The 22,254-nt window shown below is 65.3% G+C and carries 20 protein-coding genes and 2 pseudogenes; 4 read left to right on the plus strand and 18 right to left on the minus strand.

What is annotated here, in order from left to right; translation table 11 throughout:
* Window positions 1-167 precede the first annotated feature (167 nt).
* The 5 genes from V3C33_11100 to V3C33_11120 all read right to left on the minus strand — a co-directional run bounded on the left by V3C33_11100 (window position 168) and on the right by V3C33_11120 (window position 6,348).
* A complete protein-coding gene (locus V3C33_11100) occupies window positions 168-3,197 on the minus strand; it encodes an SMC family ATPase (protein XAS66057.1) in 3,030 nt (1,009 codons plus the stop codon).
* Window positions 3,194-4,372: an exonuclease SbcCD subunit D gene (locus tag V3C33_11105; GenBank protein XAS66058.1), complete on the minus strand. Its 1,179-nt coding sequence runs from the start codon at window positions 4,370-4,372 to the stop codon at window positions 3,194-3,196. Before V3C33_11105 ends, V3C33_11100 begins: the two co-directional genes overlap by 4 nt.
* A gap of 135 nt (window positions 4,373-4,507) precedes the next feature.
* Window positions 4,508-5,560 (minus strand): aquaporin, encoded by a 1,053-nt coding sequence (locus tag V3C33_11110; protein XAS66059.1) that lies wholly within the window; start codon window positions 5,558-5,560, stop codon window positions 4,508-4,510.
* Between the two features lie 105 nt (window positions 5,561-5,665).
* On the minus strand, window positions 5,666-5,995 hold the full coding sequence (locus V3C33_11115; GenBank protein XAS66060.1) for a DUF202 domain-containing protein: 330 nt from the start codon (window positions 5,993-5,995) through the stop codon (window positions 5,666-5,668).
* Window positions 5,992-6,348 carry a DUF202 domain-containing protein gene (locus V3C33_11120; protein ID XAS66061.1) on the minus strand — a complete coding sequence of 119 codons (357 nt, stop codon included), beginning with the start codon at window positions 6,346-6,348 and terminating at the stop codon, window positions 5,992-5,994. The genes V3C33_11115 and V3C33_11120 overlap by 4 nt, the downstream gene beginning before the upstream one ends.
* A gap of 133 nt (window positions 6,349-6,481) precedes the next feature.
* Here V3C33_11120 and V3C33_11125 point away from each other — a divergent pair, with 133 nt between their 5' ends.
* Window positions 6,482-7,588, plus strand: a complete 1,107-nt coding sequence (locus V3C33_11125; protein XAS66062.1) for an ADP-ribosylglycohydrolase family protein — start codon at window positions 6,482-6,484, stop codon at window positions 7,586-7,588.
* Here the strand turns inward: V3C33_11125 and V3C33_11130 are convergent.
* Both V3C33_11130 and V3C33_11135 read right to left on the minus strand, forming a co-directional pair.
* The gene (locus tag V3C33_11130; protein XAS66063.1) at window positions 7,575-8,189 is read right to left on the minus strand and encodes a DUF4395 domain-containing protein; all 615 of its coding nucleotides are present in this window, start codon (window positions 8,187-8,189) and stop codon (window positions 7,575-7,577) included. The genes V3C33_11125 and V3C33_11130 overlap by 14 nt on opposite strands.
* A gap of 38 nt (window positions 8,190-8,227) precedes the next feature.
* Entirely contained in the window at window positions 8,228-9,268 is a 1,041-nt protein-coding gene (locus V3C33_11135; GenBank protein ID XAS66064.1) for an exonuclease domain-containing protein, read from the minus strand.
* 181 nt (window positions 9,269-9,449) lie between these two features.
* Here V3C33_11135 and V3C33_11140 point away from each other — a divergent pair, with 181 nt between their 5' ends.
* Window positions 9,450-10,226, plus strand: a complete 777-nt coding sequence (locus V3C33_11140; protein ID XAS69724.1) for a VTT domain-containing protein — start codon at window positions 9,450-9,452, stop codon at window positions 10,224-10,226.
* Between the two features lie 76 nt (window positions 10,227-10,302).
* Here V3C33_11140 and V3C33_11145 read toward each other — a convergent pair whose 3' ends face one another.
* From V3C33_11145 to clpS, 6 genes are all read right to left on the minus strand, one after another.
* Window positions 10,303-11,010, minus strand: a complete 708-nt coding sequence (locus V3C33_11145) for a non-canonical purine NTP pyrophosphatase (GenBank protein XAS66065.1) — start codon at window positions 11,008-11,010, stop codon at window positions 10,303-10,305.
* A complete protein-coding gene (gene rph, locus V3C33_11150; GenBank protein ID XAS66066.1) occupies window positions 11,007-11,765 on the minus strand; it encodes a ribonuclease PH in 759 nt (252 codons plus the stop codon). Before rph ends, V3C33_11145 begins: the two co-directional genes overlap by 4 nt.
* A gap of 110 nt (window positions 11,766-11,875) precedes the next feature.
* Window positions 11,876-12,673 (minus strand): MBL fold metallo-hydrolase, encoded by a 798-nt coding sequence (locus V3C33_11155; GenBank protein XAS66067.1) that lies wholly within the window; start codon window positions 12,671-12,673, stop codon window positions 11,876-11,878.
* Complete coding sequence (gene murI, locus V3C33_11160; protein ID XAS66068.1) at window positions 12,670-13,725, minus strand: glutamate racemase; 1,056 nt, start codon at window positions 13,723-13,725, stop codon at window positions 12,670-12,672. The genes V3C33_11155 and murI overlap by 4 nt, the downstream gene beginning before the upstream one ends.
* 100 nt (window positions 13,726-13,825) lie before the next feature.
* Window positions 13,826-14,392, minus strand: coding sequence for a DUF2017 domain-containing protein (locus V3C33_11165; protein XAS66069.1), 567 nt, complete (start codon window positions 14,390-14,392; stop codon window positions 13,826-13,828).
* Window positions 14,385-14,768 carry an ATP-dependent Clp protease adapter ClpS gene (clpS, locus tag V3C33_11170; GenBank protein ID XAS66070.1) on the minus strand — a complete coding sequence of 128 codons (384 nt, stop codon included), beginning with the start codon at window positions 14,766-14,768 and terminating at the stop codon, window positions 14,385-14,387. Before clpS ends, V3C33_11165 begins: the two co-directional genes overlap by 8 nt.
* A gap of 37 nt (window positions 14,769-14,805) precedes the next feature.
* Between clpS and V3C33_11175 the strand changes: the two genes are divergently transcribed.
* Both V3C33_11175 and V3C33_11180 read left to right on the plus strand, forming a co-directional pair.
* Window positions 14,806-16,134 (plus strand): nicotinate phosphoribosyltransferase, encoded by a 1,329-nt coding sequence (locus V3C33_11175; protein XAS66071.1) that lies wholly within the window; start codon window positions 14,806-14,808, stop codon window positions 16,132-16,134.
* On the plus strand, window positions 16,135-16,770 hold the full coding sequence (locus tag V3C33_11180; GenBank protein XAS66072.1) for an isochorismatase family protein: 636 nt from the start codon (window positions 16,135-16,137) through the stop codon (window positions 16,768-16,770).
* Between the two features lie 42 nt (window positions 16,771-16,812).
* Here V3C33_11180 and V3C33_11185 read toward each other — a convergent pair whose 3' ends face one another.
* The 5 genes and pseudogenes from V3C33_11185 to V3C33_11205 all read right to left on the minus strand — a co-directional run bounded on the left by V3C33_11185 (window position 16,813) and on the right by V3C33_11205 (window position 22,214).
* Complete coding sequence (locus V3C33_11185) at window positions 16,813-18,591, minus strand: DEAD/DEAH box helicase (protein XAS66073.1); 1,779 nt, start codon at window positions 18,589-18,591, stop codon at window positions 16,813-16,815.
* Window positions 18,591-18,932, minus strand: a complete 342-nt coding sequence (locus tag V3C33_11190) for a DUF3039 domain-containing protein (GenBank protein ID XAS66074.1) — start codon at window positions 18,930-18,932, stop codon at window positions 18,591-18,593. Before V3C33_11190 ends, V3C33_11185 begins: the two co-directional genes overlap by 1 nt.
* A gap of 95 nt (window positions 18,933-19,027) precedes the next feature.
* Window positions 19,028-19,810 carry a glucosamine-6-phosphate deaminase gene (nagB, locus tag V3C33_11195; GenBank protein XAS66075.1) on the minus strand — a complete coding sequence of 261 codons (783 nt, stop codon included), beginning with the start codon at window positions 19,808-19,810 and terminating at the stop codon, window positions 19,028-19,030.
* 107 nt (window positions 19,811-19,917) lie between these two features.
* A pseudogene (locus V3C33_11200) lies at window positions 19,918-21,488 on the minus strand (transporter).
* Window positions 21,470-22,214, minus strand: a pseudogene (locus V3C33_11205) (ABC transporter ATP-binding protein). The pseudogenes V3C33_11200 and V3C33_11205 overlap by 19 nt, the downstream one beginning before the upstream one ends.
* Window positions 22,215-22,254: the final 40 nt, after the last annotated feature.

Consider the following 22,254-nt stretch of genomic DNA (forward strand, 5'->3'; position numbering starts at 1 on the left):
CCTGCTGGGTTGAAGGGGCGGGGTCCGTGGGGCGCTGATCGCTGGAATGCAAGGGCGCCGTTGAAGTAGTCAAGAATCCGGGCTCGTTCACTAGTGCGCATCGTCCCTCCTCCCGATGCGCGCAACCCGGTAACTGTCCAAGCATAGCCGACCGGGCCGTTGGCTTCCTAGGCCGCCGGCACGCCGTCCGAAATGTGCAGGGTGGAGCCGCTGCGTCCCTTGACCACCTGGAGCTGGGTGCCGATCCGTTGTTTCATTTCGCCCACGTGGCTCACCAGGCCCACCACGCGACCGCCATCGCGCAGGCCCTCGAGTGCGTCCATGACCTGTTCCAGGGCCTGCTCATCGAGGCTGCCGAACCCTTCGTCCACAAACAGGGTTTCAATGTCCACGCCGCCGGACTCCTGCTGCACCACATCGGCCAGTCCGAGGGCGAGGGACAGCGATGCCATGAACGACTCGCCTCCGGAAAGCGTGGAGGTGTCCCGGCGATGGCCGGTCCACTGGTCAACTACTTCAAGTCCGAGGCCTGACTTGGCTCCGCGGGCCGCTTTGGCATCCGTGTGCTGGAGGGTGTAGCGGCCGTCGCTCATGGCTACGAGGCGGTCAGAGGCCGCAACTGCCACCTGTTCAAGCCTGGCTGCGAGGACGTAGCTGTTCAGGCTCATCCGGTAGCTGTTATCACCCCGCCCGCCCGCTGATTCGGCCAGGGCTGTCAGCAGCTCTGCCCGTTGCCGCGGCTCGCTTGCTGCGGCGGCAGCGTCTGCAAATTCACGGCCGATCCGGCCAACAGTTTCCAAAGATCTGGAGGCGAGAACGGACGCCAGCTCTGCCGCTCTGGTTTCCTGTTCGGCACTGGCCGCAGCTGCCCGCAAGAGCTCAAGGTCAGCGTGGTCGATCGGCTGTCCTGCCTGTTGTTCCTGCGCGGCCAGTTTAAGGTCTTCACTGGCAAACAGCTCTGTGATGCGTGCGTGCTCGTCCTGACCGGCCCGGACCTCCGCCTGCAACGAGGTTGCCTCGCTGGCACGCAACAGCCCTGCTTTCGCCGCGGCGGCCGTCTCGAAGCCCGCACCCGGAAGGGCATGATCCAGCTGCTGGCGCGCCTCTGCGGCAAGTGCCTCGGCACTTTCGAGCTGGATCTGTGCCGCCTCCGCCCGCTCGAGGGTGCCCGCGGTGTTCCTGATGGCATTTATCCGCTGCGCCAGGCCGGGGTGTCCGGCTCGAAGCGCGGAAAGCGCCGACTCCAGCGAGGCGGACTGTTCCTTCACTTCCGCAAGGGTGGATCCAGTCTGGGCAAGGGCGGATTCTGTTGTTGCCCTGGCCTCCCCGGTGGCTGCGATCTGGTCCCCCAGCTCGTCTTGCCGAAGCCTGCTGACAGCCAGCTCAGCCACCGCCCGCTCTCCCCGCACTGCTGCCTCGTGCGCGGCGACGGCCGCCAGTTTGGCTTCCCCGGCCGCTGTATCACCGCCCTGACTGGCCAGTACGGCCACGCGCTGCCGGGCCGCCGACAGTTCCTGATCGAGCGCGGCCAGCGCTTGCTCCGCCGCGTCGCACCGGTCCCGGGCGGATTGCTCCGCCTGGGCCACCGTCAGCGCTGAAGCAGCTGCCGGTGCCGGGGCCGGATGCTCAGGGCTTCCGCACACCGGACAGGGTTCTCCGTCTGCCAGCTGGGCTGCGAGTTCGGCTGCCGCGTTGGCCAGCCGTTCCTCACGCAGGTCCAGCCATTTCTGCCGGAGGCCCAGGTGCTCGTCCCTTGCCGCACGGCGGCGCTCAGTTGACGCAGCGCACGCCGAAACTGAAGCGCCGTAGCGCCGCACGACGTCCACCAGTTCGTCAGCGGCCACAGCCTCCTTGGTGTGCAGGACAGCCTCGGCTGCCATAGCTTCCAGCGGCTCGATTCCGGCGGACAACACGGCCGACTCAGCCCGCAGGGAATGCAACGCCTGGGTGTGGGCCCGGCTGGCCGCAATCAGCGCCTGCCGTGATTTCTCCAGCTCGGCGGTCCGGGTCTCCAGGCCTGCAAGTCTCTTTTCATCAGCCAGGCGTTCTTCCACCACGGCCAGAAGCGATCTGAGCCTGCCCAGCTCAGGAGCAACGTTGATGGCGTGCACTTCAAGGTGTGCGAGTTCGGCATCAGTTTCCGCCGCCGCCCGTAGCGCCCCGGCCGACAGCTCCATGGCGTCGGCTGCCTGGCGCAAAACAGTTCCGGCGGCGTCCACCGCCTGCAGCTGGCCGCCGAGGACTTCCGCTTTCCGGTGACGCTCCAGACGGGCAACGCTGAGCTCCGCAGCCGGAGCAGCTGCCTCGGCCGCTGCCTTCCGGCGCATGGCGTCCGTCAGCTTCAGCCGCCGGCTGGCACGGGCTGTTTCTGCCTCGAGCTGCCCGGCGCGTTCGCGCCACACGGATTCTGCTGCAGCCGCCCCTGAAACGAGTTCGGACGTGCGTGCCGATACTGCCCTTTCAAACCAGGCCAGCAATGCCGCCGCGTCTTCCGTTGCCGGAGCCCCGGAAGTGTCCAGTCCGAGGGGCGCGGCCTCGGCTTCGGCACGTGAGACCGTCAGCGACAGCCGGTCGTTGAGGGTGGAAACGTCTGCGCGGGCCGACTGTGCCTGCCGCGCCAGCTCCTGCTCCACCGACTCAAAGCGCTGGGTGCCGAACAGCTTCTGCAGCAGTTCGAGGCGGTCGGCGGCCTTGGACCGCAGGAAGGCCGCGAAGTCGCCCTGCGGCAGCATCACCACCCTGGTGAATTGCTCCCGGTCCATACCCAGAATGGCGGTGATTTCGGCTCCGGCCTCGTCATTCCGGCCGGACTTTTCAATCCAGACGCCGTCAACGCGTTCGCGCAGCAGTGTGTTGGCCTGCTGGGTGGTGAATCCGTTCTTCCCGCGGGCGCTTGGTTTGTCCCAGGCCGGGGACCGCGACACTTCGAAGTGCCGTCCCCTGGCCGAAAACTCACAGCTGACCCTGGGTTCGAGAGTTGGGTCGGCATGGTCGCTGCGGAGCCTCTTGCCATCATTGCGTGCCCCCGGCACGGAGCCATAGAGGGCAAAGCAGATGGCATCAAGGACGCTGGTTTTGCCGGCGCCGGTGGCCCCGTTCAGGAGGAAGAGCCCGTGGGCGCTCAGGCGGTCAAAGTTGACTTCCTCAGTGCCCGCGAACGGTCCGAAGGCGGAAATTTCCAGGCGATGGATTCTCACAGTGACACCCCTTGCAGGCGGACGTTGTCCAGAGCCGCGGCCAGCGCCATGCGTTCGGGCTCATCCGGCAGACGTCCGCGGACATGCTCAAGGAACCCGCAGCAGACGGACAGGTCATCTTCCGCCTCGGCCAGCCGGCTGCTGTAGCTCGTTTTGGCAGCAGCAGTGGCACCTTCCGGGTCAAAGCCCAGAACCAGCGTGTCCGCGAAGCGTGTGCGCAGCTTTTCCATGGCCTGCGCCGGGCGCTGTTCGTCCGTCAGCGTGATCTGGCAATAGGCAGACTCCGCCCAGGCATGTTCCTCGGACTCCAGCAGTTCCTGCAGCCTGCCCCGGAGCACCGCGAGCTTCCGTGGTGCATTCCACAACACTTCTGCCACCGCGGTGACGCCTGAAGCATCGACGTCGATCAGCCAGCTGCCTTTGTGGTGTTTTGCCTCCGAAAACGAGTATGCCAGCGGCGAGCCGGAGTAACGGACTTCGTGAGACAACGATTGCCGCCTGTGGAGGTGCCCCAGCGCGGTATAGCTGAAGCCGTCGAAAAGGTCCAGGGGCACGGCACCGACTCCCCCGATGCTCAGATCGCGTTCGCTGTCGGAGCTGAGGCCTCCGCTGGCAAAAGTGTGGGCAAGCACCACAGAATGCACGGTCCGGGTTTCGCCCCGCCGCAGCAGGTCCGCCCTGATCCGTTCCGTGGCGGCTCTGGTCACCTCGAAATGGCTTGCCGTTTCCACTCCGAGCTGTTCAGCGACCAGCCGCGGTTCCAGCCAGGGAATCCCGTAGATTGCCAGCACCGGCGCATCATCTGAGCCCGCATCGCCCAGTGGCAGGACCAACGGCTGGTCGAGTTCGGCGAGCCGGGTGCGCAGGTGGACACCGCCGCGTTCCAGCAGCCGTGAGGCAAACCCCAGCCTGATGGCGGAATCATGGTTGCCACTGGTCAGGACCACCTGCGCGCCCGCACCGGCAAGGCGCACCAACGCATCATCCAGCAGACCCACAACGTCAACCCCGGGCAGGGCGCGGTCGTAGACGTCTCCCGAGATGAGGACGACGTCCACCCTCTTTTCGCCAACATAGGCGACCAACTGATCAACAAATGACCGCTGGGCCTCCAGCATGCCGATGCCGTGGAACGAGCGTCCCAAATGCCAGTCCGATGTGTGCAATAACCTCATATCCATACGCTATCCGCTGCCACCGACAGTTCTGCGCACCGGCCGTCCGACCCACTGTTGGAAGACAGGTGGACCGGCTGTTGGACAGCCGGCGACCAGGACGGCAAGCGGGCCGGTTTCCGGCCCTCTTGCAAACTACTGGCCGCGTTTTTCGTCGAAGAAGTCCCGTGCCTCGTCGCGAGTGACCCCGCCACCGCTGACCCCTTCACGGCTGGCCCCGTCATGGCTGGCCCCGTCATGGCTGACGGCATCGTTGCTGAACTCATGGTCATCGGCAACATCCGCGCGATCACCGGCGTCGGAGGCTGCCGCGGCGGGGGCGTCGTCGTCGGGCGCGTCAAAGTCGTTGTCGTCGGTGGGCTCAGTACCGAGAGGTGCAACGGCCGGGCTCTCGGAGAAACCGCGGAAAACCAGACCTGCGATGGCGGCGCCCACCAGCGGAGCCACCCAGAACAGCCACAGCTCCTGAAGCGACCAGATATTGCTGAACAGCGCCGAGGCCGTTGCCCGGGCCGGGTTGAACGGGGTGTTGCCGATGGCCTGGCCGAGCTGAAGCAGCACGGCGAACGTGAGACCCACGGCGAACGGGGCAGCGGCCTTGTGGACGTTACGGCGGGCGGTGGTGCCAAGGAATACGGCAACCAGGAGCGCGGCTCCGATGACTTCCACGAGCAGCACACCGGCCAGCGGGGCCTGGATGATGGAGTGTTCGCCGAACCCGGCGGTGACGGTGTCAAAGGCGGCCCGGGTGTCCTCGATCTTGGGGACTGTCCGCAGGATGCCGAACAGGGTCAGCGCACCGACCGCCGCGCCCACCAGCTGGGCGCCGATGTAGGCGGCAGCCTCGGAAAGCCGGATGCGTCCTGCGATGGCGTTACCCACTGTGATCGCGGGATTAAAGTGACCGCCGGAGATGTAGGCAAACGCCAGCATGGCCGCTGTCACGGCGAGTCCCGCAGCAAGCGACGCGGAAAGCGGGTTGGACTGCGGGATGGTGAACAGCGGCACGCCCAGACCCGCGATCACCAGGAACAGGGCCCCGAATGCTTCGGCCGACAGCCTGGATACAAGGCCGGGCCGGAAGGCGGCATCGCCGCCGGCGTGCGGCTCAACGGCGTGCGGCTCAACGGCGTGCGGCTCGTTGGCGTGCGGCTCGTTGGCGTGGTATGCGGACTCAGGCGTGGTCATGTTCAAGGAATCCTCTACTTTGGTACGCGCCGGTGACTCCGGTGCTTGTTCGGGTGCAGCCTTTGCATTCTGCCAGCACAGTCTGGACACTCGCTGGATCCGAGCTTAGCGGCCCAGGGTGCTGGCTGCGACCGTAGTCAGGCCAAGCGTAACAACGGCTGCCGCCGCCAGATTCAGGAGAAACGACGGCGGCGCACCGGTACCTGCCCGGAGCTGCCTGGACCTCGCCAACAGGCAGCCGCTGAGCACCACTGTGGCAGCCGCCGCCGTCAGCGCGCAGATGCCCCGGAAGTCCGGCGCCGGCAGCGGCCCGGAGACAAGCCAGCTCCGCCAGATGAACAGGTCCACCGCGAGAAGTGCCAGCACTGTGCGCCGCCAGGCCAGCACCGTACGCTCCGGCTGGAGTCCGCTGTCCCGCGCGGCGTTCTCCGTCAACGGGCCACCAGGATGAGCACGCCGAACGTGAACGCGGCGAGCGCCACGACGATGGTCATGACCAACATGAGCCAGGAGAAAGGCAGCTCCCGGTCCTGGCGCATGGCGGCTTCCATGCGGCCCCAGCGCCGATAGGTAAGCGCAGCGAGGCCGGCGCCGATCAGTGCCAGGAAAACACACAGCGCAATGCGGACCGGAGCGGGTGCGATGTTCGGGGCGAACTGGTCGATTGCCACAGCGCCTGCCAGCAGCGCCAGCGACGTCCGGATCCAGGCCAGGAACGTGCGCTCATTGGCCAGCGAGAACCTGTAGTCCGGCGTCTTGCCGGTTTTTCGCCACGCAGGTTCCCGCATGAAGTTCCTCCGGTCTGGTATCCATCCTTGATGGAGAGTCTCTCCTACAGCACTGTACTTCCAGTTTGGCTGGCGTCCGGACCGGCGCTGCGTCTGTTCGGGCCAGGCGGTCCGGCCCGGTAAATTTACAGTCATGAGCATTAACACCGGCCCTGCCGCCGTTCCATCACCGGAGTCCCGCATCCACGGCTGCCTGCTGGGCGGTGCCCTGGGCGATTCCCTTGGTTATGCCGTGGAGTTTGATTCCATCGCCACGATCCGCGCACGGTTCGGCCCCGCAGGACTTCAGGATTTTTCAGCGCTCGACGGCGGCAGCCACTTCTCTGACGACACCCAGATGACGCTGTACACCGTTGACGGACTGGTGGAGGCACTCGAGTGGGCGAATTCAGGTGTAGGCGCGGATGCGAATGCCTGCCTCTGGCTCGCGTATCTGCGCTGGCTCGGCACGCAGGGGGTTCCGGTACCGTCTTCCGCCCCGGTCCCCCAGCCGCGGTGGATCGATGCCCAGGAGGTGCTGCGGCATCGCCGTGCACCTGGAAATGCCTGCCTCACAGGGCTCGCCACCGGTGAAATGGGGACGGTGTACCGCCCTGTCAATCCGGATTCGAAGGGCTGCGGAACAGTGATGCGCTCGGCCCCATTCGGCCTCATTCCCCATCTCGGCGCCGACACACTGTACAAACTGAGCTCCGACGCGGCGTCACTGACTCACGGCCACCCTTCAGCCAGGCAAAGCGCCGGTGCGTTCACCCTGCTGATCCACCATCTGGTTGCCGGTGCAACGCTCCGGGAAGCTGCCGGGTCCGTTCTGGCGCACGTCCAGAGGGACCCGCAGGCTGTACCGGAGCTCATCGAACGGCTCGAGTCGGCGGTTCGCCTCGCTGATGGGGCGGGAGCCGCGGCCGGGGCCAACGGCGTGCTCAGCCCCGAGGAGCTGGTGCAGGAACTGGGGGAGGGATGGGTAGCAGAGGAGGCGTTCGCCGTCGCTCTCTACGCAGTACTGGCCACGGCACAGGGCGCCTCGGGAGACGGGGACCCGGCGCATCACTTCAAGGCTGCCATTGCACTGGCAGTCAACCACAGCGGGGACAGCGATTCCACCGGGTCCATTGCGGGCAACGTCCTGGGGGCTTACTACGGCGAGGAATGCCTGCCCGCAGCCTGGCTGGAAGCCCTCGAGGCACCGGATGTAATCCGCGGAATGGCAGACCAGCTTGTGGGCGTTACGACTGCCTGAGCGTAACGTTGTTGCAGGCTTCGCAGACACCTTCCGGAATCAGGCCGCGGCTCTGAAGTACACCGAATACCTTGCAGCCCAGGCAGAATCCGGCGAAGGACTCCAGCGAGGCGGCAACGATCAGCACGGCAAGCAGGATCCAGGCTGCCGGCGCAATACCGGCTGCGAGGAGCATGGTGGCCGCGGTGGAGAGTACGGCACCTATTCCCTGGGCAAAGCGCTTGGGCGGGCCGGGCACCAGCTTGGCACGTCCCAGCCGGGGCGCCAGTACCTTGACGGAAAGCAACGCCAGCGGCGAGATTCTGGGGCCGAACAGCACACGCAGCCAGAAGCCCACGGCGATCACGGCAAGGCCCCAACCGGAACCCGTCAGCAGTGTGGCGAGAGCCACCAGCACCACGAGGCCGGCGGTGATCCTGGCCGCGTATTCGTTAACAGGGTTGGGGAAAGCAAAAACCGCACGCCAATCCACGCCGGCCCCGGGACGTGCGCTTGCCGACGCAGTGCCGGGCGCTGTGCCGGGCGCTGTGCTCGCCGATGCACCGTCGGGCCGTGCACTGGCCAGTGCTTCGGGGCTCTGAAGTCCGCGCGGTTTGCTCATGGTGCAAGGCTAGGAGCGCAGCTCTCTCCAGGGAAGAATTATTGCGCCATGTGAATTTTGGCGCCCTGCGCAACTGCGGCGTGACCGGACGCACCGCCCACCATCTGCAGGAACTCGCCTTCGGAAATGACCTCGATCAGCTGTCCGCGCTCATGAAGTTCCAGTACACGCCTGGCCTTGCCCGTCAGCCGGCCGGAACGGAGATCGGCAGCAACAAAGCCGTCGCCCACCACCAGCACACTGGTACGGGCAGTCACGCGGCTTTCCGGCCTTGCACCAAGCTCTGCCGAGCGGATCTTGGCTTCGGGGCGCGGCATTGCCAGTTGGCCGGTGAAAACCACTGTCTGGCCGAACAGCGGATGTCCTGGCTCGGCGTCGGAATTGGAAGTGGGGTTGGCGCCTTCCTCCGGCCAGCCGCTCTGGAAGGGACTGACGAGGTCGGCGCTGTTCCCGGTCAAAGCAGCCACGGCCGTCAGCGTGGCTTTGGAGAGCGCGTCATACAAAGGATCAAAAGCGTGCTGGTGCGGGATGGCCAGGCCCAATGACAAAAACAGTTCGACAATGCTGTTGGCGCCGTTCCTGGCCGCGATGTCGATCAGGATCCCGGCGCACGCTCGTGCATCTTCGGCGGCGTCGTGGTGGTTGAGCAGCGGAACGCCGGCTTCCTCCGCAGCGAACGGAAGCGAGTTGGACACCAGGGAGTAGCAGCGCCGGGAAAGCATCACGGTGCAGACGTAGTCATAGGCCGGACCGGGCAATCCGGAGACTTCCAGTCCGGAACGGATGACCCCCAGGTCAAAGGCAGCGTTGTGCGCCGCCAGGACGTCGCCGCCGATAAAGGCTCCGATTTCGGGAAACAACTCCCCGAAGCGCGGAAGTCCTGCCACATCCTCCGGCGTGATGCCATGGATCCGGACGTTGTGGTGGTCAAAGCGGTCGTGGTTTTCCGGCGGACGCATGAGCCAGGATGCTTCCTCCACCACCGCACCGCCACGGACTTTGGTGAGGCCAACAGCGCAGGGTGAACCACGGAAGCCATTGGCTGTCTCGAAGTCGATAGCCGTAAAGTCCAAACCCACGCCTCAACTTTAGCGCCCGAAAGGGCCGCCCCCGTGACACCGTCAGGTACGAGCCCCCGGTGAGGGGCACAGAGCACAGCGGATTGCCGTCGTCAATGAGTGGAACCTCCGGATGCCTGCCAGATGCTCAAGCAAGCATCGGTGAGCAGTCAAGTACCCTTGAAAGGTGAACTTTTCTGCGATGAACAACCTTGCCGTGACCATGCTCGGCGGCGCCGGACCGGTGCAGCCACAGCTGGCCTCGTTCCTGCCCGACTGGCTGAACCCACAGATCTTCCTCGCCGACCCGGCACTCGCGCCCTGGGTGGTCCTGTTGGTCTGCGGCATCATCTTTGCCGAAACGGGCTTGCTGGTGGGCTTCTTCCTGCCAGGGGATTCCATGCTGTTTACGGCCGGGCTCCTCGTGGCCACGGACACCATCAAGTTCAATATCTGGCTCTTCGCGATCCTGATCATCGTGGCCGCCATTGTGGGCAACCAGGCCGGTTACCTCATTGGATCGAAGGCCGGGCCGGCCATCTTCAACAAGCCCAATTCCCGCCTCTTCAAGCGCGAGAATGTGGATAACGCCCACGCGTTCTTCGAAAAGCACGGCGGCAAAGCCCTGATCCTGGCCCGCTTTGTCCCCATCATCAGGACGTTTGTCCCCGTTATCGTGGGCGTGGCCCAGATGGATAAGCGGAAGTTCTTCCTCTACAACGCGATCGGCGCCGTGCTCTGGGGCGGCGGCGTCACCCTGCTCGGATACCTGCTGGGCGACAAAGTGCCGTGGGTCCGGGACAACCTGGACATCATTTTCATTCTCATTGTGCTGCTATCCGTCATTCCGATCGGCATTGAAGTCATCCGCGGGTTCGCGGCCAAGCGCCAGGCTGCCGCCAGCGGGACGGATCCCGTGGACGAGTTCATCGCAGAGCCCGCCGCTGAAACCGAACGTAAAACGAATCCCGAGCGCTGATCACCACCGGATAAAGCGCAACGAGTGAAGGCGCTCCACCATGTGGGGCGCCTTCACTCGTATGCGCAGTTTTCAGTCAGCGCTGTGCAAGCGCCTCGACAATTGCCGGCAGCAGCGCGCGAAACGCCTTGCCGCGGTGGCTGATGGCATTCTTCTCCCCGGAGCTCAGTTCCGCGCAGCTTCGGTTCAGGCCCAGAGGCTGCAGCACCGGATCGTAGCCGAATCCCCCGGCGCCGCGGGGTTCACGCAGCAGGGTGCCTTCCAGCTGGCCGTACTCCACCACCTCACGGCCCGCGATGGCCCCCGCGGAATCCGCAGCACCCGCGGGATCCCCGGCATCCGTGGAATCCGCAGCATCCGTGGAGCCCGGAACAGCGAGCGCTGCCGCGCATACAAACGCGGCTCCGCGGTGCCCGTCCGGGACGTCGGAAAGCTGAGCGAGCAGAAGCTGCAGATTGGCGGCGTCGTCTCCGTGCCGGCCGGACCAGCGGGCCGAAAAGATTCCCGGTGCACCGCCAAGCACATCCACCGACAAGCCGGAATCATCGGCGATCGCCACCAGACCGGTGGCTTCCGCCACGGCGCGTGCCTTAAGCAGTGAGTTCTCGGCGAACGTCACTCCGGTCTCGGCGACATCCGGTGCCCCTGCTGCGGCGGCGTCAACCACCTGGGTATCGACGTCGAGCCCGGGAACCTGGCCACGCAGGAGCTCGCGCAGTTCCCGCAACTTGCCCTGGTTGTGGGTCGCAAGAACCAGCCGCGGCACCGGGCTGGCTGCTGTCACGGGGCTTCCGCCAGGGTTTCGCGCTGGATGACCGCAAGCAGGCCCGTCCCCAGCAGAGCCAGGTCCAGCAGCTTGTTCAGCTCGTCTCGATCAAAGGGGGCGCCTTCCGCGGTGCCCTGTACCTCCACAAACTTACCGGAGCCGGTCACCACGACGTTCATGTCGGTTTCCGCCCGGACGTCCTCGACATAGGGCAGGTCGAGCATGGGAATGCCGTCGATGATGCCCACGGAAACGGCGGCGATCGTATCGATCAGCGGCTGCGCGTTCTTGGAAATCAGTTTGTTCTCGCGAGCGAAGCGGATGGCCTCGGCGAGCGCCACGTAGGCGCCGGTGATCGCAGCGGTGCGGGTGCCGCCGTCGGCCTGGAGGACGTCGCAGTCCAGCACAATCGTGTTCTCGCCGAGCGCCTTGGTGTCGATGATGGACCGCAGTGAGCGGCCGATCAGGCGGGAGATCTCATGGGTGCGGCCGCCGATCTTGCCCTTGACGGACTCACGGTCGGAGCGGGTGTTGGTGGCCCGGGGCAGCATGGCGTACTCTGCGGTGACCCAGCCGCGGCCTTCGCCCTTGAGCCAGCGCGGCACGCCGGCAGTCAGAGAGGCCGTGCACAGGACCCGGGTGTTTCCGAACTCTATGAGGGCGGAACCTTCAGCCTGCTTGGACCAGCCGCGGGTGATGCTGATGGGGCGGAGCTGATCGGGGGTGCGTCCGTCGGCACGGATGACGGGGGCTGCGGTTGTTTCAGAAGTCATGCCTTTAGCTTATCGAGAAGCGGCAGGCCACACCGCCGTCAGATGCAGGCGGCGGGCCGCACCGTTGCCGCAGCCCCGCCTGCCGGAACGGGCCCGGCCTCCCCGGTCAGTCAGACGGTGTAGTGCACACCCGCCACGGCAACGGCAACGTCGCCGCCAAACACAGGCCGGGCCTCGGCCATGACTTTGGTCTGCGAGGTCCACACCGGGATGTGGGTCAGGAGGAGCCGGCGGGCACCTGCAGCAGCAGCGGCCTCCCCCGCCCTCTTGCCGGTGAGGTGGACATCCTTGATGTCGTCGTCGCGGCCCTCCTCGAACGCGGCTTCACACAGGAACAGGTCAGCGTCCTTGGCTGCCTCTTCCAGGCCGGCGCAGGAATCGGTGTCCCCGGAGTACGTCAGGATCCGTCTGACGGCTGCGCCGTTCTTGTCCGGCTCGGTGACCTCCACCCGCAGGGCGTAGGCCTCCTCCACCGGATGGTTCACGGCGAACGGCGTCAGGGTGAACGGGCCCATGGTGACGGACTGGCGCTCTGCCCAGTTGGTGAAGTCGAATTCCTCGTGCATGCCGGGGTCGAGCTCCAGCCCGTACGCCGTGGCCATCCGGTCCGCAGTGGCAGCAGGGCCCCACACGGGGATCCGGCCGCGTCCCCAGCCGCCCGGCTTCCAGCGCACGGCAACATGAAGGCCGCACAGGTCCATGCAGTGGTCGGGGTGAAGGTGGGTCAGGAATATGGCGTCGATGTCTTCCAGGTCCGTATAGCGCTGGATGGCGCCGAGGGCACCGCTGCCCAGGTCCATCACAATTTTCCAGGTGCGTTCACCGTCATGGGCGGTCAGGAGATAGCACGACGCCGGTGATCCGGGGCCCGGGAAGGATCCGGTGCAACCTACAATCGTCAGCTTCACAGGCCAGAACCTCCCGCGGGGATTCCGGCCACAAAATTGGAAATCCGCGGCCGGTCCGATGCCGCCTGGGCTGCGGCGATCATCTCCGGCGTAATCCGCGCGAGGCTTCCGGTGGGGTACTGCGCGGCCACGTGGTCCACGTGGCGGACGCTGAGGACTTCCGGGCCAAGGAACCGCCTTGCAAGTGCTTCGAACTGGCCGGCATCGCCCGTGGCGATGAAATGGTGCTCGGGTGCGGAAGCCGAGGTCCGTTGCAGATTGCCGGTGGCCAGGGCGCGGTAGACGTCCTTTGCCGTCTCCTCCGCACTGGAAACCAGGGTCACGGCATCGCCCATCACGAAGGAAATGACGCCCGTAAGCAGCGGGTAGTGCGTGCAGCCGAGAACCAGGGTATCCACTCCGGCAGCCTTCAACGGTGCCAGATACTCCTCCGCCCGGGCCAGGAGTTCGGGCCCGGTGGTGATGCCGGCCTCCACATAGCTGACGAACTCCGGGCAGGCCACCGAAGTGATCTCCAGGTCAGGCGCGGCGGCAAAGGTGTCCTCATAGGCGCGTGAACCCACCGTGGCCGATGTCCCTATGACCCCTACCCGGCCGGAGCGGGTTGCCGCAACGGCCCGCCTCACGGCAGGCTGGATCACTTCAATGACGGGGATCCCGTAGCGGGCAGTGTACCGCTCGCGCGCGTCACGGAGGACAGCGGCCGACGCCGAGTTGCAGGCTATGGTGAGCAGTTTGACGCCGGAGTCCACCAGCTCGTCCATCACGCCCAGGGCGTTGGCTCGCACCTCGGCGATAGGCAGCGGACCGTACGGCCCGTGGGCGGTGTCCCCGACATAGAGAATGCACTCATTGGGCAACTGGTCGATGATGGACCGTGCCACAGTCAGCCCGCCCACGCCCGAATCGAAGACGCCGATCGGCCGCGATCCCATGGTGCCGCTGGCGGTGCTGCTGGCTGGGGACTCCGGTGCAGCTCCCGCTGACGGATCCATGCTCGATGCTGAAGTCATGATTATTCGAGGATAGGTCTTCCATGTTGGTGGGGCCATCACATTGTGGCGTCCGCCTCATGTCTGATTTGTCACACTGCGGAACCGGCAGCGGCCCCCGGACGTACTCTGCAAGGGCACCGCGCCCAGCAGCAACTCTTCAGGACCGCGAATCCATGGACTGCAGCATGGCCTGGACCAGTGATTCCTGAAGCCAGGTGGTGAAGTTGTATACCAGCGCCAGGTAGCTTTCCACGTCCTCTGCCTGTGACCAGTCCTGCATCAGGTGTACGTGTTCGGCGTCCGCATCATCCCGGATGTCAAGGCGCTCGGCCAGGACCAGGCGGACGTCGTTGAGCGCCATGGACCAGTGCCTCGCATCAGTGGGACTCAGGACGAGTTCGTCCTTGTCCAGGTCCAGGGCGGCCGCCCGCAGTGCGCCGATCTTGCTTTCGCGCAGTGAGCGTTCGGTGAGCTGGCGGAACTCCAGGGACGCGGCGTCGTCGTTCTTCATGACATTCGGCAGCAGCCGGTGAAGTGCACGGTCCGAGGGTTCCCGGACGTCCATGTCCAGGCCGATCAGGGCTGCCAGCGGATCCTGGTTGGCGCGTTCCTCCGGCTGGAGCATGGAGATGACGTCGTCGATGAGGCTGCGCAGCAGCCCGCGTTCGGTCGGTTCCAGGAAACCGGTGATGCCCTTGAGCCCGTATTTGAATGCCTTAGCCACGTTTTCCCTTGCCTTTGCCGGACCCGCCGTTTTTGCCCGGGTTGCCGCCGTGCCCGCCGGTGGCTTTTTCAACGGTGGCCCAGAGCCCGAAACCGTGCATGGCCACGGCGTGCTGCTCCACCTGTTCCTTGCTGCCGTGGGCAACAATGGACCGGCCCTTCTTGTGGACTTCCAGCATGAGTTTGTCCGCTTTGGTCTCCGAATAGCCGAAGTAGCTCTGGAACACGTAGCTCACGTAGCTCATGAGGTTGACGGGATCATTCCAGATCACCAGGTTCCAGGGGATGTCCGGGGCGGTCAGGGCGTCGGTGGACGTCGCTGTTCCGGTCTGGGTGCTCTCCTGGGTATCAGGTCCGAGCGCAACGCTTAGGGTCATCTGTCCATTCTATGGGGATGCGCACTAGAGTGAATTTGTGAGTACTTCCGCCGGCTGGGATCTTCCCCGCACGTCCCTGTATACCGATCACTATGAGCTGACCATGCTGCAGGCGGCGCTTCATTCCGGCGCCGCCCACCGCAAGTCTGTCTTCGAGGCATTCGCCCGGAGGCTGCCGGACGGCCGCAGATACGGCATCGTGGCGGGCACCGGGCGCCTGCTCGAAGGCATTGCCGCCTTCCGTTTCGGCGAGGCAGAGCTGGATTTCCTGGCCCGCACGGCGGTGGTCAACCGGGAAACCCTGGACTATCTTGCCGGCTTCAGATTCTCCGGGGACATCTGGGGCTACCCGGAGGGCGAGGCCTACTTCCCCGACTCCCCTATCCTCATGGTGGAGTCCACCTTCGCCGAAGCCTGCATCCTGGAGACCTATGTCCTTTCGGTGCTCAACCATGACAGCGCCATTGCCTCCGCTGCCTCCCGCATGATCACGGCCGCGGGCAACCGGCCCTGCATCGAAATGGGCTCGAGGCGGACGCACGAGGAATCAGCGTCAGCGGCAGCCCGCGCGGCTGTCATCGCCGGTTTCGACAGCACCTCGAACCTCGAGGCCGGGCTCCGCTACGGAATAAAGACCGTGGGAACCGCCGCGCACTCCTTCACGCTGCTCCACGACACCGAACGGGACGCCTTTGAGGCGCAGATCGCCTCCATGGGCGCGGGCACCACGCTCCTGGTGGACACGTACGACGTCGAGGCAGCCGTCCGTACGGCCGTTGAACTTGCGGGGCACAAACTCGGGGCTGTCCGGCTGGACTCGGGCGATCTGGTGGCACAGGCCCAGTGGGTCCGGCAGCTGCTCGACCAGCTCGGCAGTGAGAGCACCAAGATCGTGGTCACCTCGGACCTGGACGAATATGCCATCGCGGCCCTTCAGTCCGCGCCCGTTGACTCCTATGGCGTGGGCACTTCGCTTGTCACTGGCTCCGGCGCCCCCACTGCGAGCATGGTCTACAAGCTGGTCAGCCGCGCCGACGATTCCGGTGAGTTCATCTCCGTGGCCAAAACGGCGAAGAACAAAACCAGCATGGGCGGGCGGAAGTACGCGCTGAGGAGACTCAACGAACGGGGCATCGCCACACAGGAGATCGTCGGAATCGGCCACCGCCCTGACGACGACGGCAACGACCGCCAGCTGCTGCAGCAGTTCATGAAGAACGGGGAGCTGCTGCCGGGCTGGACAGGGCATGAAGCAGTTGTCCGTGCGCGCCAGCGGCACGCTGACTCCATGGCGGAACTGCCTTCGGTAGTCAACCGGCTGCAGCGAGGCGAAGCCGCCATTCCCACCATCTACGAGGAGGACTGAATGTCCCGTGCCCTGATTATTGTTGACGTACAAAACGACTTCTGCGAAGGCGGATCCCTTGCCGTCGCAGGTGGCGCGGGGGTAGCAGGTGCCATCAGTGAGTACGTGGATGCGCACCATGGCCAGTTCGACCACATCATTGCCACCCAGGACTGGCACATCGATCCCGGCGCACATTTTTCGGAATCGCCGGACTTCACCGAAAGCTGGCCCGCGCACTGCGTGGCAGGGACACGCGGCGCCGAACTGCACCCTGACCTGGACACCGAATACATCCAGGCCTACTTCCACAAGGGCCAGTTCACGGCAGCCTATTCCGGCTTTGAAGGACTGCTGGCTCCCGAGGACGCCGTGCCTGCCGGCGACCGGAAGCAGGGCGCGATGCCGGGCGACGCCGCCGCGGCATACGCCGCTGAAGAGGATGCAATCGGCCTGGACGACTGGCTGCAGAGCCACGACGTCGAAGAGGTTGTGGTGGTGGGGATCGCGACGGACTACTGCGTGATGGCCACCTCCCTTGATGCGGTGCAGGCAGGCTATTCGGTCACGGTCATCCGCGGGCTGACGGCGGGAATCGCAGAGAACCTCGATGACGCCTTTGCCGAAATGGAGCTCGGCGGAGTGGATTTAGGGTAGCGGCGGATCCCGGGTAGGAGTCCCTCCGCCACCGGCTCCGGCCTATTTCCTGCCGATGAACCAGTCCTGGAGCTTCCGGAGCCTGGTCTGAAGCTGTTGCTCATCCGCCTGGGCCACCGGTGGGCCCCCGCAGACTGTCCTCAACTTGGTGTGGACGACGCCATGCGGCGTTCCTGTCCTGGCTGACCAGGCGGCCACATTCTTCGCGAGTTCGTTCCGCAGGTCCATCAGCATCCGATGGTCAGGCATTGCCGGTGACACGGCAGCAGCTTCCGGTGACCTCAGCTTCTTGCGGCTCTGCTGCTCGTGCTGCCGCTGCCGAAGCAGCGCCCCCACCTGTTCGGCGTCGAGCAGACCCGGGATACCCAGAAAATCCAGTTCCTCTTCGGAGCCCACTTCGCCACCGGTACCGAACTCGCCGCCGTCGAACAGCACCCGGTCAAAGGATGCCTGGGAATCCAGGGCCTCGAACTTGCCTTTTGTGAGGCTGTCGGATGCCTTTTCCTCCCGGTTGGCCTCGTCCATCAGGGAATCTTCAGGGTTGACGAGGCCGTCGCCGTCGCCGCTGTCAGGGCGGTCAAGGGCGTGGTCGCGCTCGGCTTCCATCGAGTTAGCAAGGGCCATCAGCTGCGGTACGGACGGCAGGAAGACCGAGGCCGTCTCTCCGCGTTTCCGCGCACGGACAAATCGCCCCACGGCCTGTGCAAAGAAGAGGGGCGTGGACGTTGAGGTGGCATAAACCCCCACGGACAGCCTGGGCACATCGACCCCTTCGGACACCATGCGCACGGCTACCATCCAGCGCTTGCCGCTGGAAGTGAACTCCTCGATCTTGCTCGAGGCCTTGGTGTCATCGGAAAGGATCACCGTGGGTGATTCGCCGGTGATCTTTTTCAGCTGCCCGGCGTACGCCCTCGCGTCCTCATGGTCTGTGGCAATGACCAGGCCGCCTGCGTCGGGAACAGTGCGGCGTACCTCGCTGAGCCTCTTGTCGGCACCGGCCAGGACAGCCGGAATCCATGCCCCGGCAGGGTTCAGCGCAGTCCGCCAGGCCTGCGACGTGACGTCTTTCGTCACCGCGGATTCGCCCAGCGATGCTGCCATTTCCTCGCCGCCGCTGGTACGCCAGCGCATCTGTCCGGAGTACGCCATAAACATCACGGGACGGACCACATGGTCGCGCAGGGCGTTTCCATAGCCGTAGGTGTAGTCGGCTTTCGAGCGCCTGATGCCGTCCTTGTCCTGGGCATACTCCACAAAGGGAATCGGCGAGGTATCGGAGCGGAACGGGGTTCCGGTCAGCGAAAGGCGGCGGGCTGCGGGCTCGAACGCCTCGCGGAGCCCGTCACCCCAGGAAAGCGCTTCGCCGCCATGGTGGATCTCGTCCAGGATCACCAGTGTGCGGGCAGCCTCGGTCTTGGCACGGTGCAGCATGGGTTTGCTGGCCACCTGCGCGTATGTCACCGCGACGCCGATGAAGCCGCGGCCGTGCTGGCCGTCGGCATTCTTGAAGTTCGGATCAATGGCGATCCCCACCCTGGCAGCCGCGTCAGCCCACTGGCGCTTGAGATGATCGGTGGGCGCCACAATGGTCACCCGGTTCACCACACCTGATTCGATCAGCATGGACGCAACCCGCAGGGCAAACGTCGTCTTGCCGGCGCCCGGCGTTGCCACGGCCAGGAAATCCCTGGGCGTGGAGCTGAAATAGCGGTCCAGTGCTTCCTGCTGCCAGGCACGGAGTTTTTGGGCGGTTCCCCAGGCTGCACGTTCCGGGTATGCCGGAGGCAGGGTGGGGCCGCCAAAGAGCGTTTCGGTCACTATTTGTTATTGCCCGGGTCCCCGCCGGGCCCCTTGCCGCCGTCGTTACCCTGCCGCAGGCCCTCGTAGACTTCTTTGCACATGGGGCAGACCGGGAACTTCTGCGGATCCCGCCCAGGGGTCCAGACTTTCCCGCAGAGCGCGATCACGGGTTCACCCGACAACGCGGACTCCATGATCTTTTCCTTGCGGACGTAGTGCGAGAAGCGTTCGCGGTCCCCGGGCTCCACTTCCTGGCGCAGTTCCTCGCGCTCGATAGTGGCCGTGGACGTTCCGGCTCCGGAAAGCTCACGCATCGGGTCGTTTTCGAGAGGATCCGCCATGCTAGTCATGCCATCCATCTTAGCCTTTCCGGACGGAAGACGGACGACGGCGCCCGGCCCCTTGCGCTGGCAGGGAACCGGCCGGCGTCGTTCAACCGCATGACAGCGCAGGGCTACAGGCCCTGCCAGTCCGGCTTGTTGTCAAAGGTGTGGCGGTAGTAGTCAGCCAGCTTCAGCGATGACGCCGCTGCTTCGTCCACGAGGACGGTCACATGCGGATGCAGCTGCAGAATGGAGGCCGCACAGATGGCGGAAACGGGGCCCTCCACGAAGTCGCGGACGGCCTGCGCCTTCTGGGCGCCGGTGGCCACGAGCACCACGTGCCGCGCGTCCATGATGGTGCCCAGGCCCTGGGTCACCACATGGTGGGGCACCTCATCAATGCTGTTGAAGAACCGGGCATTGTCCCGGCGTGTCTGCTCAATCAGCGTTTTGATCCGGGTGCGGGATGCCAGCGACGAACCGGGCTCGTTAAACCCGATGTGCCCGTCAGTGCCAACGCCCAGGATCTGAAGGTCAACGCCGCCCAGTTCCCTCATGGCATCTTCGTAGGCCTGGCAGGCGGCAGGCAGGTCTGCTGCGGCGCCGTCCGGGCCGTGGACGTTCTCCGGGGCGATGTTCACCCGATTGGTGAACTCGCGGCGGATGACCTCCCGGTAGGATTCCCGGTGGCCGGCCGCAAGCCCCACGTATTCGTCGAGTGCAAACCCGTGCGCCTGGCTGAAATCGAGCCCGTCGCGCTGATGGCGGAGGGCCAGTTCATCATAAATGGGCAGTGGAGATGAACCTGTTGCCAGTCCCAGGACTGCGTTGGGCTTGCGGCGCAGCAGGGCCTCGATTGTGTCTGCTGCCAACGAGCCGATCTGCTTGCTGCCCGGAAGAATGACAACTTCCATGGTCCACGACCTTTCTGTGTGCTGGGTAACAAAGTCACTGATGAATAGAGGTTATCCCATGTCCGATGACTATGTCGTCGGACATGGCTTCCCGGCCGCCTCGTCGCTCACCGGTTGACGGTCAGTTGCGCCAGCAGCTCCGGCCCGCGGGCATCAAGCCAACGGCAGCCCAGCCGGACCCCGGCCACAAAGAACACCAGTCCAAGTATCGTGCCCACCAGCAGATTGAGCCATCCGAAGAGCACATTGGCCGTAACACTCTGCGCGATGGGCAATGCAGCTTCCGGCAGGATCAGCAGGCCAAGCACACCCATGCCGCCGAACTGGACCGCCATAGTCTGCGCGACATTGCCCGGCGGCTTCTTAAACGGGCTGTCGCCCGGCACGGAACGGCCACGGTGTAGCGGGCCGAGACCACTGACGACAGGCCAAGCCCCGTGAACAGGATGCCCAGGGACAATCCCAGCTGGCCGGGCAGGCCCTGCCACCCTCCGGTAAAGACGAACTGCCCGATCGTAAAGAGCAGGACGATCGGCAAGGCGAATACCAGGCAGGCCAGCGCTCGTCCCGTCCTGTCGTATATGCCCCGCACCCCGGTGGCAAGGTGAAGGGCAAATGCGGTGCTGTCATAGGAAACGTCAGCTGAAATGGACCATGCCAGCAGAAAGGCCGTCAAGGGGCCGGTGACGGCCAAGGTGTGGAAGTCTCCGGACTGGCTGCCTTGGAACAGGAAAAGAATGGCAAGCAGCGGAATGACCACCAAGGACCCGGCATAGCGCGGGTCACGGAGCCAATAGGTCAGCGACCTGGCCGTGATGGCCCCAGTGGGTGTGGCCGGCAGGATACCGAACAGGCCCATCCTTCCGCCGCGCTTCCGGCTGCTGCCTGCATAGTGAGGCGTGACAAGGGCGCGGTCCAGCAGGACTTTCCAGCACCAGGTGAGGCCGGTGAGGGTGGCCGCGGCGATGAGCAGCTTCAGCGTCCCCGGACCGGTATTTCCGGCGGCGAAGTCCCCGCCCACGGACCAGGCGGCCCCCACGGGCGTCCAGGAGAGCGATTGCGCGAAGTCGGGCAGAAAGCCGGCGGAGCCCGCGATTCCCTGGGATACACCCGCCGCCATGGGTCCCATCAGGACAAGCGGGGCCAGAAAGGCGATGGCACTGGCATCCTTGAAGCGGCGGGAGGCGGCAAGGCTTGCGGTGGCCGTGGTGGACACCTTGGACAGGACTATGCAGCTGAGCACCCCCAACGCTGCGCCAATCAAGGCCGCCGCTGCGGGAACGACCCCACGCGACCAGGTCCCCACCGTCGCCAGCGCCACGATGGTGGTGGCAACACCCGGAATGCCAATCAGCCCGCCCAGAGCCAACCCGGTCAGCAATTGGGGGCTGGGGATGGCCGAGGTGGTAAAGCGTGCGGGGTCCAGGGTCATGTCCGCGGCTGAGGCAACCACGGGGATGAGGCCCCAGCCCAGGAAGGCCGCGGATCCCCCAAGGACCACAACCGTCTGGGCCATGCCCGCGTCCTCCTGGCGCAGCAGGAACAGCGCAACAACCAGGGTGGCCACCACCCCCAGGGCGTAGATGCTCCCGATGGCCAGGCCAAGCAGCTGCCAGGGGCTGCGCCGCAGACCGTTGCGGAGGAGGGTCAGTTTGAGTCTTAGAAGGTGCGCAACCACTCCAGGCCTTCCGTTTGGCTGCGTCCGCCAACCAGCTGGACAAACCGGTCCTCGAGGCTCTCCCCGGCGCGGACCTCGTCCACGGTGCCGGCCGCCAGCAGCCTCCCCGCGGCCACAACTGCCACGTGGTCACACATCCGCTGTACCAGATCCATCACATGGCTGGACACAATAACTGTTCCGCCGGACCCAACACATAGCGGTCCAGAATGTCCCGGATATTGGCGGCGGACACCGGATCAACAGATTCGAACGGCTCATCCGGAACCAGCAGCCGGGGCGCATGGATCAGTGCGGAGGCAAGGGCGACTTTTTTGGTCATGCCGGCGGAATAGTCCACCACCAGCGTTCCGGCGTCCTGGCTGAGGTCCAGCGCGGCCAGGAGCTCTCCCACCCGCGATGACACAACGTCCTTGTCCATGCCACGCAGCAGGCCGGCATAGCTCACCAGCTGCTCGCCGGTCAGCCGGTCAGCCGGTCAAAGAGCCGCACGCCGTCCGGCAGGATGCCCATGAGCTTGTTCGCTTCGAGCGGCCGGGACCAGACATCCACACCGTGGACCGCTGCGGTGCCGAAATCCGGCCGCAGCAGGCCTGTGGCCATGGAAAGCGTGGTGGTTTTACCTGCACCATTGGGCCCCACGATTCCAAAGAAGGAACCTGCAGGCACGTCCAGGCTGATGCCGTCCACCGCGATTTTTCCATACAGCCACCCTAGCCGCCGCACATCGCGGAGCGGATCCTCCTGAAGGAGTAGGGGATGGGAA

It is taken from the genome of Micrococcaceae bacterium Sec5.7, from assembly GCA_039636785.1.
Lineage (GTDB): Bacteria > Actinomycetota > Actinomycetes > Actinomycetales > Micrococcaceae > Arthrobacter.

What these genes read in the sequence shown, in the direction of transcription:
- V3C33_11105 (XAS66058.1), bottom strand. Translation starts at nt 4,372, where the DNA reads ATGAGGTTATTGCACACATCGGACTGGCATTTGGGACGCTCGTTCCAC.
- V3C33_11110 (XAS66059.1), bottom strand. Translation starts at nt 5,560, where the DNA reads ATGACCACGCCTGAGTCCGCATACCACGCCAACGAGCCGCACGCCAAC.
- V3C33_11120 (XAS66061.1), bottom strand. Translation starts at nt 6,348, where the DNA reads ATGCGGGAACCTGCGTGGCGAAAAACCGGCAAGACGCCGGACTACAGG.
- V3C33_11125 (XAS66062.1), top strand. Translation starts at nt 6,482, where the DNA reads ATGAGCATTAACACCGGCCCTGCCGCCGTTCCATCACCGGAGTCCCGC.
- V3C33_11130 (XAS66063.1), bottom strand. Translation starts at nt 8,189, where the DNA reads ATGAGCAAACCGCGCGGACTTCAGAGCCCCGAAGCACTGGCCAGTGCA.
- V3C33_11140 (XAS69724.1), top strand. Translation starts at nt 9,450, where the DNA reads ATGAACAACCTTGCCGTGACCATGCTCGGCGGCGCCGGACCGGTGCAG.
- rph (XAS66066.1), bottom strand. Translation starts at nt 11,765, where the DNA reads ATGACTTCTGAAACAACCGCAGCCCCCGTCATCCGTGCCGACGGACGC.
- murI (XAS66068.1), bottom strand. Translation starts at nt 13,725, where the DNA reads ATGGCCCCACCAACATGGAAGACCTATCCTCGAATAATCATGACTTCA.
- clpS (XAS66070.1), bottom strand. Translation starts at nt 14,768, where the DNA reads ATGACCCTAAGCGTTGCGCTCGGACCTGATACCCAGGAGAGCACCCAG.
- V3C33_11180 (XAS66072.1), top strand. Translation starts at nt 16,135, where the DNA reads ATGTCCCGTGCCCTGATTATTGTTGACGTACAAAACGACTTCTGCGAA.
- V3C33_11190 (XAS66074.1), bottom strand. Translation starts at nt 18,932, where the DNA reads ATGGATGGCATGACTAGCATGGCGGATCCTCTCGAAAACGACCCGATG.
- nagB (XAS66075.1), bottom strand. Translation starts at nt 19,810, where the DNA reads ATGGAAGTTGTCATTCTTCCGGGCAGCAAGCAGATCGGCTCGTTGGCA.